The following is an 11,724-nucleotide window of genomic DNA, read 5'->3' as shown; positions in this document are numbered from 1 at the left end:
ATGTCCACCGGTCCTGCCCGGTTTAACAATGAATTCCCGTCCCGGGGGCGATCCGCCCGCTGGTACGATTGCAGCCAGATTTGGCACCCATGATTTCCCGCAGAACTGAAAGGTCTTGATGACTGTCGTACCCCTCCCATTGGCGCAGACCGTGCCCGGCGGCGAATTGATCCATGGTGTCGAAGGCGGCTCCGTAGTCCGGCGTTCAGTGCTTCCGGGAGGTGTCCGGGTGCTCACCGAAGCGATGCCCGGGCAGCGTTCGGCAACCATCGGATTCTGGGTGGGAGTCGGCTCCCGGGACGAGGCAGACGGGCAGCACGGCTCCACCCACTTCCTTGAACACCTCCTGTTCAAAGGCACCAAGAAGCGCACAGCCCTGGAGATCGCCTCCGCGTTCGACGAGGTCGGCGGTGAATCGAATGCCGCCACGGCGAAGGAAAGCACGTGCTACTTCGCCCGGGTGCTGGACACGGACCTTCCCATGGCCATCGACGTCATCGCCGACATGATCACCGGCGCCGTGCTGGATCCTGCGGAACTTGAACAGGAACGCGACGTGATCCTTGAGGAAATCGCCATGGACAGCGATGACCCCACCGACGTCGCCCACGAAAACTTCGTGGCCGCCGTACTTGGTGTGCACCCGCTGGGTCGCCCGATCGGGGGCACTCCCGCCGCCATCAAGGCCGTGTCCCGCGATTCCGTGTGGGCACACTACCAGCGCTACTACCGGCCGGACGAAATCGTCATCACCGCCGCAGGGGGCCTGGACCACGACGTCGTGTGCCGCCTCGTGCTCGATGCCTTGCGGACGGCCGGGTGGGAGCTGAAGGACACCGTTGCCCCAGTTGAGCGCCGCTCCACCGAGCGGGCGGACATCACAGGTACGGCAGGGCTGCATGTCATCAAGCGTCCCGTGGAGCAGGCCAACATCATCATGGGCTGCCCCTCGATCGTGGCCACCGACGATCGCCGCTTCGTGATGAGCGTCCTGAACGCGGTCCTGGGCGGCGGCATGTCCTCGCGCCTCTTCCAGGAGATCCGCGAAAAGCGCGGCCTCGTCTATTCCACGTATTCCTTTGCTTCCGCCTATGCGGACGCAGGCTACTTCGGCATGTACGCCGGCTGCACGCCGTCGAAAGTCAAACAGGTTCTTGAACTCCTGGGCGCCGAACTGGACAAGCTCGCTGCGGACGGGATCACGGACGAGGAACTGCGCAAGGCCGTAGGGCAATTGTGCGGCGGAATCGTGCTGGCCCTGGAGGATACCGGTTCGAGGATGTCGCGCCTTGGCCGGGCCGAACTCGTTTCCGGCGAATTCCAGGACATCGACGAGACACTGGACCGCATCAAGGCCGTCACCGCCGAGCAGGTCCAGGAACTCGCCCGGGTGCTCGCCGAAGCCCCCCGCACCGTGACCGTCGTAGGGCCCTTCGAGGAAACCGAGACGTTCGGCATCTAAACCGCGCACGCTCCCAGGGGACATGCCCCTCGTTGGAGTCGGGGAGTGGACATAGTCCTGATATGTCCACTCCTGGCTTGGAACAGGGGGCATGTGCCGTGGTGCACCGTGGACGCTCCCTAGGGGCATGCCCCGCGCTGGAGCCAGGGAGTGGACATAGTCCTGTTATGTCCACTCCTGGCTTGGAACAGGGGGCATGTCCGGGTGGGGGAGGCTGGACGCGCCTGCTCGATCGGGAACATGATGGTGACATATCCATCGTCTTGCGCAGGAGTCGCCATGAACGAGCCATCGAAGAGTCCTGCACACACTGCGCTGGAGGCGTTCCTGGGGCATTGGCGGGGGAGTACCGAGCTTGCGGCTTCCCCGTGGGGGCCTGCCCGGACCGCCGACGCCGAGGTGACGTTCTCACGTGCGGCAGGAGGGTATGCCTTGGTGCAAAGCTACCGGCACATTGAACCCGACGGCACCCATTTCGAAGGGCACGGTGTCTTCACCGTTGACCCGGACCATGGGGACACCATGTGGTACTACGTGGACAGCATGGGCCGGCCACCGGAAGCCCCGGCCCGCGGACATTGGCAGGACGGCACACTGCGGCTTGAGCGCCGGAGTCCCCGCGGGACTGCGCGGCACACCTTCACGGTGGACGGCGGCGTGCTGACCCATATGGCGGAACTGAGGCTCGGGGATGCCCCGACGTTCAGCCCGTTCATGATCTCCGTCTGCAGGCGCGTCTAAGGCCCACGTCCAGCAGGCACGGCATTTCAGGGGACCTTGGCCTCCACCGACTCAAGGATCCGTGCATCCGGCATGCCGTCGAGCGAGGCCGGCCGTTCCGGTCCAGTCCACACTTTGATCCGCAAGGTGTTCAGCATTGATTCAGCTTGCTCCCGTTAAGCGAAATCAAGCTCGATCAGGACCCGCTGAGAATAGTCGACGGGCTTGGATACCCGGTAGGAGACGACGCCTGAGCCGGCGCGGTCTGCCGGATCCGAGTCGAATGATCGCTTCCATGCGCCGAAGTCGTTCACAGCGTGTTCGATCAGGAGGGTGTACATGGCTGTTCGGGCTCAGCCTCCGGCAAAGGGCGGGAGGACGTCGACGACGTCGTCCGCGCCGAGGGCGGCCGAACGGTCGCGAACTGCTACCTCGTTGCGCAGGAAGCTGCTGCGCGAAATGATCCGGGCCAGGGGCGGTGTTCCAGCCGGTGGTTCCGGACGTTCGACGGCGAGCACAGCCGCGATCAGCCCGTCCAGGCCGGTCCCTTCCGGAAGGTCGTGGTGTTCCTCTTCGACGCCTGCCGCGGCACGCGCGGCAGCGAAGTATCGTACGATCAAAGCCTCAGCCTCCGATCGCGCTCATGCTGCGGTCCGGCTGCACGAAGTCGGGTGCGCCGAGGCCGGTGTGGTCCATGCCGTGTGCCTTGGGTTTGATCCACATGGCGTCCTGCCAGCGTTGGGCGAGCTCCTCGTCATCCGCTCCGGATCGAAGCAGTCCCAACAGGTCGAATTCCTCGCGGGAGAACAAGCAGCTCATGATCTTGCCTTCGGCGGTGATCCTTGTGCGCCGGCAATCGGAACAGAACGGCTCGGTGACGGAGGCGATGATGCCGACGATGCCCACGAGCGGTCCGGTGGCGTCGGCGGATGCCGGGTTCCGCCGTCGTACTTCGAACCGTTCCGCAGGTGCGCCGTCGCGTTCGCGCGGGTCCGGGCTCAGCACGAAGTCGCGGGAAAGCAGTTCACGGATCTCGGCGGCGGTGATCATGTCCCGCCGGGTCCAACCGTGATCGGCGTCCAGCGGCATTTGCTCAATGAAGCGCAGTTCATAGCCGCGCTCCACTGCCCAGGCCAGGAGGTCGGGGGACTCGGCGTCGTTGATTCCGCGCATGAGGACGGCGTTGATCTTGACCGGGCCCAGGCCCGCGGCCCAGGCGGCATCGACGCCGGCCAGCACCTTGTCGAGGAAGGGACGCCTGGTCAGCTTCGTGAAGGTTTCTTCGTGGAGGGAGTCGAGGGACACGTTGATGCGCGAGAGCCCTGCCTCCTTGAGCGCCGCCGCCTTCTTGTCGAGTCCGACTCCGTTGGTGGTCATGGAGATCGGCAGCTCGGGGTGCGCCGCACGGAGGGCCGAGATGATATCCACCAGGTCGGCACGTACCAAGGGCTCGCCTCCTGTGAGGCGCAATTCGCGGACCCCGAGTTGTTCGACGCCGATCCGCACCAGCCGGACAATCTCGGCGGCGGTCATGACGGCCTGTTTGGACAACCATTCGAGGCCCTCGGCAGGCATGCAGTACGTGCATCGGAGGTTGCATTTGTCGGTTAGGGACAAACGCATGTCGGTGGCCCGGCGTCCGTATCGGTCGAACAGGCCTGCGGGGGTTCCGGCAGGGCGCGCCGGGGGTGCAGACACGCTGCTTCCCGTCCCGTCGCCCGTGGGGGGCAACGGCATGCCTAGCTGAACACTCATGGGTTCAGGCTACGCCAGCCACGGCCCAAGCGTGATATCGCCCACGGGTCACGTTCGTGGGCTGCCCGCCGCGGAGTGCACCGAACAGCCCGACTTCTTACGGAATACATACGGTTCGCAGGGACGTGCCCGGAACACATCCCGCCGGCACAATGCGAATCTATGCTGAAGGTGTGAACATGCAGCCCGCCCCGCACGCTGCCGACGTCGGCAATCGCCGCATTCTTCTGGTCGAAGACGAACAGACCATCGCCGACGTCGTCCGGGACTACCTGGTCCAAGCAGGCTTCCAAGTCGATCTCGCCGGCGACGGCTTCACCGCGTTGAGCCTCGCGGCCGCCAGGCGGCCAGACCTTGTCATCCTGGACCGGATGCTGCCCGGACTCGACGGCGTGGAAGTGTGCCGCAGGCTGCGCCTGGCCATGAGCGTCCCGATCATCATGGTCACCGCCCTCGGCACGGAAGACGACCGGATCCTGGGCCTGGAAACCGGAGCGGACGACTACGTCACCAAGCCCTTCTCTCCCCGCGAGCTGGTGCTCCGGGTGAAGTCCGTGCTGCGCCGGAGCATCCGGGAATTCAGCCCCGAACCTCCTGTGGAGCTCGCCGGCTTCGAACTGGACCCGGCCTCGCGCACAGTGCTCCAGGATGGCAAACCGCTGATGCTTACGGCGCGTGAGTTCGATCTGCTCGCGTTCCTTCTGCGCCGGCCCAACCAGGTGTTCAGCCGCGAGGATCTCATCAAGGCAGTGTGGGGATGGGACTTCGGGGACTTGTCCACCGTGACGGTCCACGTCCGCCGCTTGCGCGAAAAGATCGAGGACAACCCGACTACCCCGGTGTTGCTCAAGACGGTCTGGGGAGTCGGCTACCGCCTTGACGCGAAGGACGGTGGACATGCAGCCAGCTGAAATGTTCACGATCCTGGGCTGGATGCTGCTGTGGGCTGTCCTCATCGGCGCCTTGACCCTCGCCTTGCTGCGTTTCCTGCGCGGCGCGTCGATCCTGGTGCAGATCTGCCTCGTGGTGGTGGCCACCGTTGCCGTCCTCGTGGCAGGGATGGTGAGCGCCTTCAATGCGATGTTCATTTCCGCTGTGGATCTCGAAGTCATGTGGTACATCCTCGGGGTGGCCTCGGTTGTCGCCATAGCGATTTCCCTTGTCCTAGGGGCAGGGGTGTCCCGCAACGCCATCCGGCTGGTGGCGGCAACGCGGCGCCTGGGCAGCGGAGAAGCCCTCGACGGCTCGTTCCTGCCGCAACCAGGATCGCGTCGGGCCGGGCCTGCCATGAACTCCGAGCTCGCCCAGCTCGCCCAGGAACTCGAAGCCAGCAGCATCAAACTCGAAGAATCCCGACGCCGGGAGGCCGCCGTCGAAACCGCGCGCCGCGAACTGGTCTCCTGGATCTCACACGACCTCCGGACCCCCCTGGCCAGCATGCGGGCCATGGCCGAAGCGCTGGAAGACGGCATGGCGTCCGACATCCCCGCGTACTATCGCAAGATCATCGACCAGACGGACCAGATGGCGGTCATGGTCAACGACCTCCTGGAACTGTCCAAAATCCAGGCGGGAACGCTCCGGCTGAGCGCAGAATCCCTGGACCTCTACGACCTGGTGAGCGACGCCATTGCCGATCTCACGCCCCTCGCCGCGCAACGCGGGATCCGGCTCGACGGCGGCGGGGACCGCGAGTGCATGGCTGTCGCGGACGGCCCCAGCCTGGGAAGGGCCGTCCGGAACGTGCTGCTCAACGCGGTCATCTACAGCCGGCCCGACGGCGGGGTGCTGGTTCGCGTCGGACGCGACGGAACCGACGCCGTCGTCGACGTCGTCGACAGCTGCGGCGGCATCGACGACGAGGACCTCGCCCACGTTTTCGAGACCGGTTGGCAAAAGGACCGTTCCAGGGGAGCAGGAAAGCCCGTCGAAGGGGGAGCGCCGCGATACAGCGGGGCCGGCGTAGGGCTCAGCATGGTGGCCGGCATCGTGAAGGCCCACGGGGGCACCGTCACGGTGGCGAACACGGGCGAGGGTTGCTGTTTCACGCTCCGCCTTCCGTCGGGTGCCCCGGCAAGCGCATCCCGCACCGAGATATCTCCGATACAGACAGTTCCCGCGGACACCATTCCGGCAAAGAGCCATAAACAGGCAGGCACACCATGAGCAGGACCACTTCGAAGAAAGCCAGTACCAGGACGGCCGTCCGGTGGGCGGCGGCGTGTGGCGTGGCGGCCATCGGGCTCGGGGTGGCGGCCGGCGAACTGCTGGCCGGTTTCCTGAGCCCGTCCGTCTCGCCCGTCACCGCATTGGGCGGGGTGGTGATCGACGCCGTGCCGGGCTGGGCCAAGGAACTGGCCGTCAACCTCTTCGGCACGTCAGACAAATTGGCCTTGATCGTCAGCATCGCCTTGGTGACCGTAGTCCTCGCCGCGGTCGCCGGCCTCCTGGAGTATCGGCGAAAGGGGGCGGGACTGGCGCTCGCCTTGCTCGCTGGAGCAGCGGGACTGGCTGCCGTGCTGACCCGGGCCCAGGCCGCGCCCACAGCGGCGGTCGCCCCCGTCGTGGCCACCATGGTCACCATGCTTTTCCTCCGGCTCCTGATCCAGCGCCTCGAAACCTGGCGCCCCGTGCCCGAGGCGGCGGACATGCCATTGGCCCGCCGAAGCTTCATGCAATTGCTCGGTGGAACCGCGATCGCTGCGGTCGCCGTCGGGATCGTCACGACCCTCGTGCGGAGGGCCGGAACGGTGGCATCGGACTTCCGCAACGGCTTGGCACTACCCGCCCCGGTGACTCCTCCGGAAAAGATTCCCGACGGCGCCGCGCTCACCTTGGCGGGGCTCCAGCCGCTCGTCACGCCGAATCCCGACTTCTACCGGATCGACACTGCCCTGATCCCGCCGGCCGTGAATCCGCCGGACTGGACCCTCAAAGTGACCGGCCTGGTGGAGCGCGAAGTCACCTTGGATTTCGCCACGCTGCTCACCAAACCGATGATCGAGCGCTACGTGACCATCGCTTGCGTGTCCAACGAAGTAGGCGGAGACCTGATCGGCAACGCCCTCTGGCTCGGCTGGCCGGTCCGCAAACTCCTCGCCATGGCCGGACCCAAGCCCGGGGCGGACATGGTGCTGTCCCGCAGTACGGACGGCTGGACCGCCGGAACCCCCCTCGAAGCGCTCACCGACAATCGGGACGCGATCCTCGCCGTCGGAATGAACGGCGAACCCCTGCCGATCGAGCACGGCTTCCCGGTCCGGATGATCGTCCCAGGCCTCTACGGATATGTTTCGGCCACCAAATGGCTGACGGAACTGAAGGTCACCCGTTTCGCCGACGACCAAGGCTACTGGGTACCGCGCGGGTGGAGCGACCACGGTCCCGTCAAGACGCAGTCCCGCATCGACGTGCCCCGGGACGGCCGCTCGGTCAAGGCCGGAACGGTCCAGTTCGGCGGTGTCGCGTGGGCCCAACACCGTGGGGTTTCCAGGGTGGAGGTGCGCGTCGACCGCGGCACTTGGCAGGAAGCCAAACTCGCGCCGGGGATCTCCTCGGACACGTGGTACCAATGGCAGCTGGGACTTGAGTTGGGCGCCGGGAACCATGAAGTCCAGGTCCGTGCCACTGACACCACGGGTACCCCGCAGCCAGAAGCCCAAACTCCCGTAGCCCCGGACGGCGCTACGGGGTTCCACACCATCCACGTCACCGCCAACTAGGCTGTGTAGGTCTCAGCGAAAACAACCCGGGAGGAACACTCGTGGCACGATCCGTCGCAGCCCACCGCCAAGCCGTCCAGGAGCTGCTGTCCGGGCTCGCAGACAACGACGGCGCCGAAGAGCTGCCGCTGATGGGGGCGCTCGGCCGGATACTGGCCGCCGACGTCGTGGCCCCGCTCAACCTGCCGCCGTTCGCCAACTCCCAGATGGACGGTTTTGCCGTCTGCTCAGCGGATCTGGCACCCCACGCAGGGAGCGACGCCGGTGCGGAGCTGACGGTCGTGGATCCCGTGCCTGCCGGCGCGGCACCGGTCCGGCTCATGCCCGGCACCGCAGCTCCGATCATGACCGGCGCCATGATGCCCGAGGGGGCGGACGCCGTCGTGCCCATCGAACAGGCGGTGCCTGATGTCTTTCCCGTCCCCGGTGTCCCATCAACCGTCCGCCTTCCCACCACTGAGCCCGGAACGTTCGTCCGCGACGCCGGGAGCGACATCACCGCCGGAACTGTCGCCTTGCGTGCGGGAACGGCCCTCGGACCCGGGCAATTGGGGCTGCTCGCCGCCCTGGGGATGACCGCCGTCGAGGTCCGCACGCCGGTGCGCGTGCTCCTGGTCACCACCGGCGATGAAGTGGTGGAACCCGGCACGTCCCTGCCGGAAGGCAAGATCTACGATTCCAACGGAACCCTGCTCGAAGCCGCCATGCTGCAGTCCGGCCTCCAGGTCACGCGGACGGGAATCAGCGGCGACAATCCTACCGAGCTGCTGGCGCTCCTCCGCGGCCTGGGCGGCACCGTTGATCTCATCGTCAGTACCGGGGGCGTCAGCAAGGGCGCCTACGAAGTGGTCCGGCAGGCCATGATGGACCAGCCGGTCGAATTCGTGTCGGTGGCCATGCAACCCGGCGGCCCCCAAGGGATCGGAATGTTCGACGGCTTGCCCTTCCTGGGATTCCCGGGCAATCCCGTGAGCTGCCTCGTGTCCTTCGAGATGTTCCTTCGCCCTGCGCTCGCCGCCGTCGTGGGCAGTCCCGCATTGCGGCCGAGCCTGCGGGCCCGCCTCGCGGAGTCTTTGACCTCGCCGGCCGGCAAGCACCAGGTCCGCCGGGGCACTCTTCTTCCCGGCGGAACGGTCAGGCTGGAAGGGGGCGCAGGCTCCCACCTCATCCATGCGCTCGCCAACTCGAACGCGCTGGTCCACGTGCCTGCAGCCGTCACGGAACTCGACGCCGGAGCGGAAGTGGAAGTATGGATATTGTGAATGACACTCCAGAACCCGCCGGCATCGGCGGCGCGCTTACGCATCTGCGCCAGGACGGAACAGCCCAAATGGTCGATGTCTCCGACAAGGCCGTGACCACTCGGGAGGCAACCGCCACAGCCACCGTCCACAGCACGTCCGAGGTACTTGCCCTGCTCGGAGCGGGTGAGCTTCCGAAAGGCGATGCCCTTGCCGTAGCGCGCGTCGCCGGCATCATGGCAGCCAAGAAGACGCCCGAACTCATCCCGCTGTGCCACCCGCTGCCGATTTCCAAGGTCACCGTGGACTTCGAACTCGGCCCGGACACGGTGGTTGTCCTGGCAACGGTGAAGACCAGGGGCGTCACGGGCGTGGAAATGGAAGCCTTGACTGCGGCATCGGTGGCCGCCTTGAGCGTCTACGACATGATCAAGGCAGTGGACAAGCACGCGGTCATCAGCGGCATCCAAGTGCTGGCCAAGAGCGGCGGAAAGAGCGGCGACTGGGCCGTTTCCGCCTCCTCCGGTGCCCCTGGCGAAGGAGTACGCGCATGAACGCCTGCGAACCGGGCCGCGGCCCGCGGAAGGCCGGCGTCGTCATTGCGTCCAACCGCGCGGCGGCCGGAATCTACGAGGACAAGACCGGCCCGGTGATCCTGGACTGGTTGGTCGAACATGGCTACGAGACCTTTCCGGTCATGGTGGTGCCGGATGGTGAGCCCGTCGGTGCCGCCATCCGCGCCCTGCTGACCCAGGAACCCGCCGTCGTCATTACGAGCGGCGGCACGGGGCTGAGCCCCGACGATCGCACTCCGGAAGTCACGCTGCCTTTGTTGGACCGCGAAATTCCGGGCCTCATGGAAGGCATCCGCCGAGCCGGAGCCGCCAAGACTCCCATGGCAATGCTTAGCCGGGGCCATGCAGGCACAGCCGGCAAGACGTTCATCGTGAATCTGCCCGGTTCACCGAAAGGCGTGATGGACGGCCTCGCCGTTCTTGATCCCGTCATCGCCCACCTTTGCGATCAGTTGGAGGGAAGCCATGACCACTGAAACGGACTTCGAAATCATCAGCGCGATCCTCAGTGCAGAGCCGATTTCCGTGGACCAGGCCATAGCAGCCGTGGAGTCGGATACCGCGGGAGCGGTAGTGAGCTTCAGCGGGGTGGTCCGAAACCACGACGGCGGCAAGCCCGTCGACAGGCTCAGCTACAGCGCCCACCCCACTGCGCACCAGGTCATGGCCGACGTCGTCGCGAAGCTCGTGGCGGAACACTCGGGAGAAGCTGCGCGGCCGGTCCGTATCTGGGCAGCACACAGGATCGGCATGCTGGAGATTGGCGAACCCGCGCTGGTCTGCGCCGTTGCCGCAGCACACCGCGGACAAGCCTTCGCCGTGTGCTCCGAGCTTGTGGACAGGATCAAGGCCCACGTGCCCATCTGGAAGGAACAGTTCTTCAGCGACGGCACGGTCGAGTGGGTCGGGGCAGGGGAGTAGCCGAGGGCTTCCCGCCGACTCCACGTTGGGGTGTGCGCGGCCCGGTAGGGTTAAGGGCATGACCGAACAACTTGCTGTCGCCGTGCTGGGCGCCCAGGGGCGCATGGGTATCGAAGCCGTCAAAGCGGTGGAGGCAGCCGCCGACATGAAGCTCGTCGCGGCGCTCGGCCGCGGCGATTCCCTTGAAACCCTGCTCGACGCCGGTGCGAAATATATCGTCGACCTCACCATTCCGGACAGCACCGAAGCGAACGTCCGCTTCGCCGTCGAACACGGCATGCATGCCGTCGTGGGCACCACCGGCTGGGACGCCGCACGGCTCGCGGCCTTGCGCGGCCTGCTTGCCGCGAACCCGGAGTCGGGCGTCCTCATCGCCCCCAACTTCGCGCTCGGATCCGTCCTCGCCTCGGCCTTCGCCGCCACGGCCTCCAAGTATTTCGAATCGGTGGAAATCATCGAGCTGCACCACCCGGACAAGGTGGACGCTCCCTCGGGCACAGCCGTCCGCACGGCCCAGCTCATTGCCGCCGCCCGCGAAGATGCCGGCGTCCCGGCAAGCCCGGACGCCACGAACAGCGCCCTTGCCGGTGCCCGCGGTTGCGAGGTAGACGGAGTCCGGGTCCACAGCGTCCGTTTGCGTGGACTCGTGGCACACCAGGAAGTGCTCCTCGGCGGTCCGGGAGAGCAACTGACCATCCGCCACGATTCCTTCGACCGGGCGGCCTTCATGCCCGGCGTCTTGCTGGGACTGCGCAATGTGGCGTCCCACCCCGGGCTGACCGTCGGCCTGGACGGCTATCTGGACCTGGGGCTGTAGGCGCATGGGCTCGCTCTGGAACGCATTCAAGGAAAACCGCACCAAGATCTGGGTGGGCGCCGTCACCCTGTTGCTGGTTCTCTACCTTGTGGTCACTTTCGAACGCTCGATCCTTCTGCTCAGTGACGCGAACCTGGTTGCCAAGGGAATCGGCGCCGCCTATCTGGTGCTTCCCGTCATTGGAGCGTGGGCACTGATCCGCGAGCTTGTCTTCGGTGCGCGCACCGAGAAGATGGCCAAGGTGCTCGAAGCCGAGGGCGGGCTGCCGGTGGACAACCTGCCCCGGACACCCGGGGGCCGCATTGTGCGTGCCGCGGCGGACGCCGAGTTTGAGAAGTACCGCGTGGAGGCCGAGGCCGCCCCGGAGGACTGGCGTTCCTGGTTCCGGCTCAGCTGCGCGTATGACGCAGCCGGCGACCGGAAGCGCGCGAGGGAATCGATGCGCGACGCCGTCCGTCTCTTCCGCACCGAGCCCACCGCCGCGGAGCGGTAGCGGCTGTCGGCTCGAAGC

Annotated in this window: 14 protein-coding genes; 11 read left to right on the top strand and 3 right to left on the bottom strand. The window is 66.3% G+C overall.

The window, feature by feature from the left end:
• Positions 1–118 precede the first annotated feature (118 nt).
• Positions 119–1,462 (top strand): pitrilysin family protein, encoded by a 1,344-nt coding sequence (locus tag BMF89_RS03520; protein ID WP_078105689.1) that lies wholly within the window; start codon positions 119–121, stop codon positions 1,460–1,462.
• A gap of 279 nt (positions 1,463–1,741) precedes the next feature.
• On the top strand, positions 1,742–2,203 hold the full coding sequence (locus BMF89_RS03515; RefSeq protein WP_078105688.1) for a DUF1579 family protein: 462 nt from the start codon (positions 1,742–1,744) through the stop codon (positions 2,201–2,203).
• Positions 2,204–2,358: 155 nt separating this feature from the next.
• On the opposite strand, the gene BMF89_RS22330 is transcribed toward BMF89_RS03515, so the two are convergent.
• Genes BMF89_RS22330 through moaA form a run of 3 tightly spaced genes read right to left on the bottom strand, consistent with a single transcriptional unit; the run spans position 2,359 to position 3,937 of the window.
• Complete coding sequence (locus BMF89_RS22330) at positions 2,359–2,523, bottom strand: hypothetical protein (RefSeq protein ID WP_253190683.1); 165 nt, start codon at positions 2,521–2,523, stop codon at positions 2,359–2,361.
• 12 nt (positions 2,524–2,535) lie between these two features.
• Complete coding sequence (locus BMF89_RS03505) at positions 2,536–2,802, bottom strand: MoaD/ThiS family protein (RefSeq protein WP_078105687.1); 267 nt, start codon at positions 2,800–2,802, stop codon at positions 2,536–2,538.
• Between the two features lie 4 nt (positions 2,803–2,806).
• A complete protein-coding gene (gene moaA / locus BMF89_RS03500; RefSeq protein WP_078105686.1) occupies positions 2,807–3,937 on the bottom strand; it encodes a GTP 3',8-cyclase MoaA in 1,131 nt (376 codons plus the stop codon).
• 179 nt (positions 3,938–4,116) lie between these two features.
• Between moaA and BMF89_RS03495 the strand changes: the two genes are divergently transcribed.
• The 9 genes from BMF89_RS03495 to BMF89_RS03455 are packed head-to-tail and all read left to right on the top strand — an operon-like array spanning position 4,117 to position 11,706.
• Positions 4,117–4,848 (top strand): response regulator transcription factor, encoded by a 732-nt coding sequence (locus BMF89_RS03495; RefSeq protein WP_078105748.1) that lies wholly within the window; start codon positions 4,117–4,119, stop codon positions 4,846–4,848.
• Positions 4,835–6,103: a HAMP domain-containing sensor histidine kinase gene (locus BMF89_RS03490; RefSeq protein ID WP_078105685.1), complete on the top strand. Its 1,269-nt coding sequence runs from the start codon at positions 4,835–4,837 to the stop codon at positions 6,101–6,103. Before BMF89_RS03495 ends, BMF89_RS03490 begins: the two co-directional genes overlap by 14 nt.
• Positions 6,100–7,659: a molybdopterin-dependent oxidoreductase gene (locus BMF89_RS03485; RefSeq protein WP_078105684.1), complete on the top strand. Its 1,560-nt coding sequence runs from the start codon at positions 6,100–6,102 to the stop codon at positions 7,657–7,659. The genes BMF89_RS03490 and BMF89_RS03485 overlap by 4 nt, the downstream gene beginning before the upstream one ends.
• Positions 7,660–7,700: 41 nt before the next feature.
• Positions 7,701–8,921, top strand: a complete 1,221-nt coding sequence (gene glp, locus BMF89_RS03480; RefSeq protein ID WP_078105683.1) for a gephyrin-like molybdotransferase Glp — start codon at positions 7,701–7,703, stop codon at positions 8,919–8,921.
• Positions 8,909–9,454, top strand: a complete 546-nt coding sequence (moaC, locus tag BMF89_RS03475) for a cyclic pyranopterin monophosphate synthase MoaC (protein WP_078105682.1) — start codon at positions 8,909–8,911, stop codon at positions 9,452–9,454. Before glp ends, moaC begins: the two co-directional genes overlap by 13 nt.
• Positions 9,451–9,951 carry a MogA/MoaB family molybdenum cofactor biosynthesis protein gene (locus BMF89_RS03470; RefSeq protein WP_078105681.1) on the top strand — a complete coding sequence of 167 codons (501 nt, stop codon included), beginning with the start codon at positions 9,451–9,453 and terminating at the stop codon, positions 9,949–9,951. Before moaC ends, BMF89_RS03470 begins: the two co-directional genes overlap by 4 nt.
• Positions 9,941–10,396 (top strand): molybdenum cofactor biosynthesis protein MoaE, encoded by a 456-nt coding sequence (locus BMF89_RS03465; protein WP_078105680.1) that lies wholly within the window; start codon positions 9,941–9,943, stop codon positions 10,394–10,396. The genes BMF89_RS03470 and BMF89_RS03465 overlap by 11 nt, the downstream gene beginning before the upstream one ends.
• A 58-nt stretch (positions 10,397–10,454) precedes the next feature.
• Positions 10,455–11,213, top strand: coding sequence for a 4-hydroxy-tetrahydrodipicolinate reductase (gene dapB, locus BMF89_RS03460; RefSeq protein ID WP_078105679.1), 759 nt, complete (start codon positions 10,455–10,457; stop codon positions 11,211–11,213).
• Between the two features lie 4 nt (positions 11,214–11,217).
• Entirely contained in the window at positions 11,218–11,706 is a 489-nt protein-coding gene (locus BMF89_RS03455) for a hypothetical protein (RefSeq protein WP_078105678.1), read from the top strand.
• Positions 11,707–11,724 lie beyond the last annotated feature (18 nt).

The organism is Arthrobacter sp. SRS-W-1-2016 (genome assembly GCF_002009585.1).
Lineage (GTDB): Bacteria > Actinomycetota > Actinomycetes > Actinomycetales > Micrococcaceae > Arthrobacter > Arthrobacter bambusae_A.
Note: the sequence above shows the minus strand (reverse complement) of the source record. Positions and strands in the feature narration are given on the sequence as shown.

Excerpts from the sequence above, each read along its gene's own strand:
- dapB (WP_078105679.1), top strand. The coding sequence starts at position 10,455 with ATGACCGAACAACTTGCTGTCGCCGTGCTGGGCGCCCAGGGGCGCATG.
- BMF89_RS03470 (WP_078105681.1), top strand. The coding sequence starts at position 9,451 with ATGAACGCCTGCGAACCGGGCCGCGGCCCGCGGAAGGCCGGCGTCGTC.
- moaC (WP_078105682.1), top strand. The coding sequence starts at position 8,909 with ATGGATATTGTGAATGACACTCCAGAACCCGCCGGCATCGGCGGCGCG.
- moaA (WP_078105686.1), bottom strand. The coding sequence starts at position 3,937 with ATGAGTGTTCAGCTAGGCATGCCGTTGCCCCCCACGGGCGACGGGACG.
- BMF89_RS03495 (WP_078105748.1), top strand. The coding sequence starts at position 4,117 with ATGCAGCCCGCCCCGCACGCTGCCGACGTCGGCAATCGCCGCATTCTT.
- BMF89_RS03520 (WP_078105689.1), top strand. The coding sequence starts at position 119 with ATGACTGTCGTACCCCTCCCATTGGCGCAGACCGTGCCCGGCGGCGAA.
- BMF89_RS03465 (WP_078105680.1), top strand. The coding sequence starts at position 9,941 with ATGACCACTGAAACGGACTTCGAAATCATCAGCGCGATCCTCAGTGCA.
- BMF89_RS03455 (WP_078105678.1), top strand. The coding sequence starts at position 11,218 with ATGGGCTCGCTCTGGAACGCATTCAAGGAAAACCGCACCAAGATCTGG.
- BMF89_RS03490 (WP_078105685.1), top strand. The coding sequence starts at position 4,835 with ATGCAGCCAGCTGAAATGTTCACGATCCTGGGCTGGATGCTGCTGTGG.
- BMF89_RS03515 (WP_078105688.1), top strand. The coding sequence starts at position 1,742 with ATGAACGAGCCATCGAAGAGTCCTGCACACACTGCGCTGGAGGCGTTC.
- BMF89_RS22330 (WP_253190683.1), bottom strand. The coding sequence starts at position 2,523 with ATGTACACCCTCCTGATCGAACACGCTGTGAACGACTTCGGCGCATGG.
- BMF89_RS03485 (WP_078105684.1), top strand. The coding sequence starts at position 6,100 with ATGAGCAGGACCACTTCGAAGAAAGCCAGTACCAGGACGGCCGTCCGG.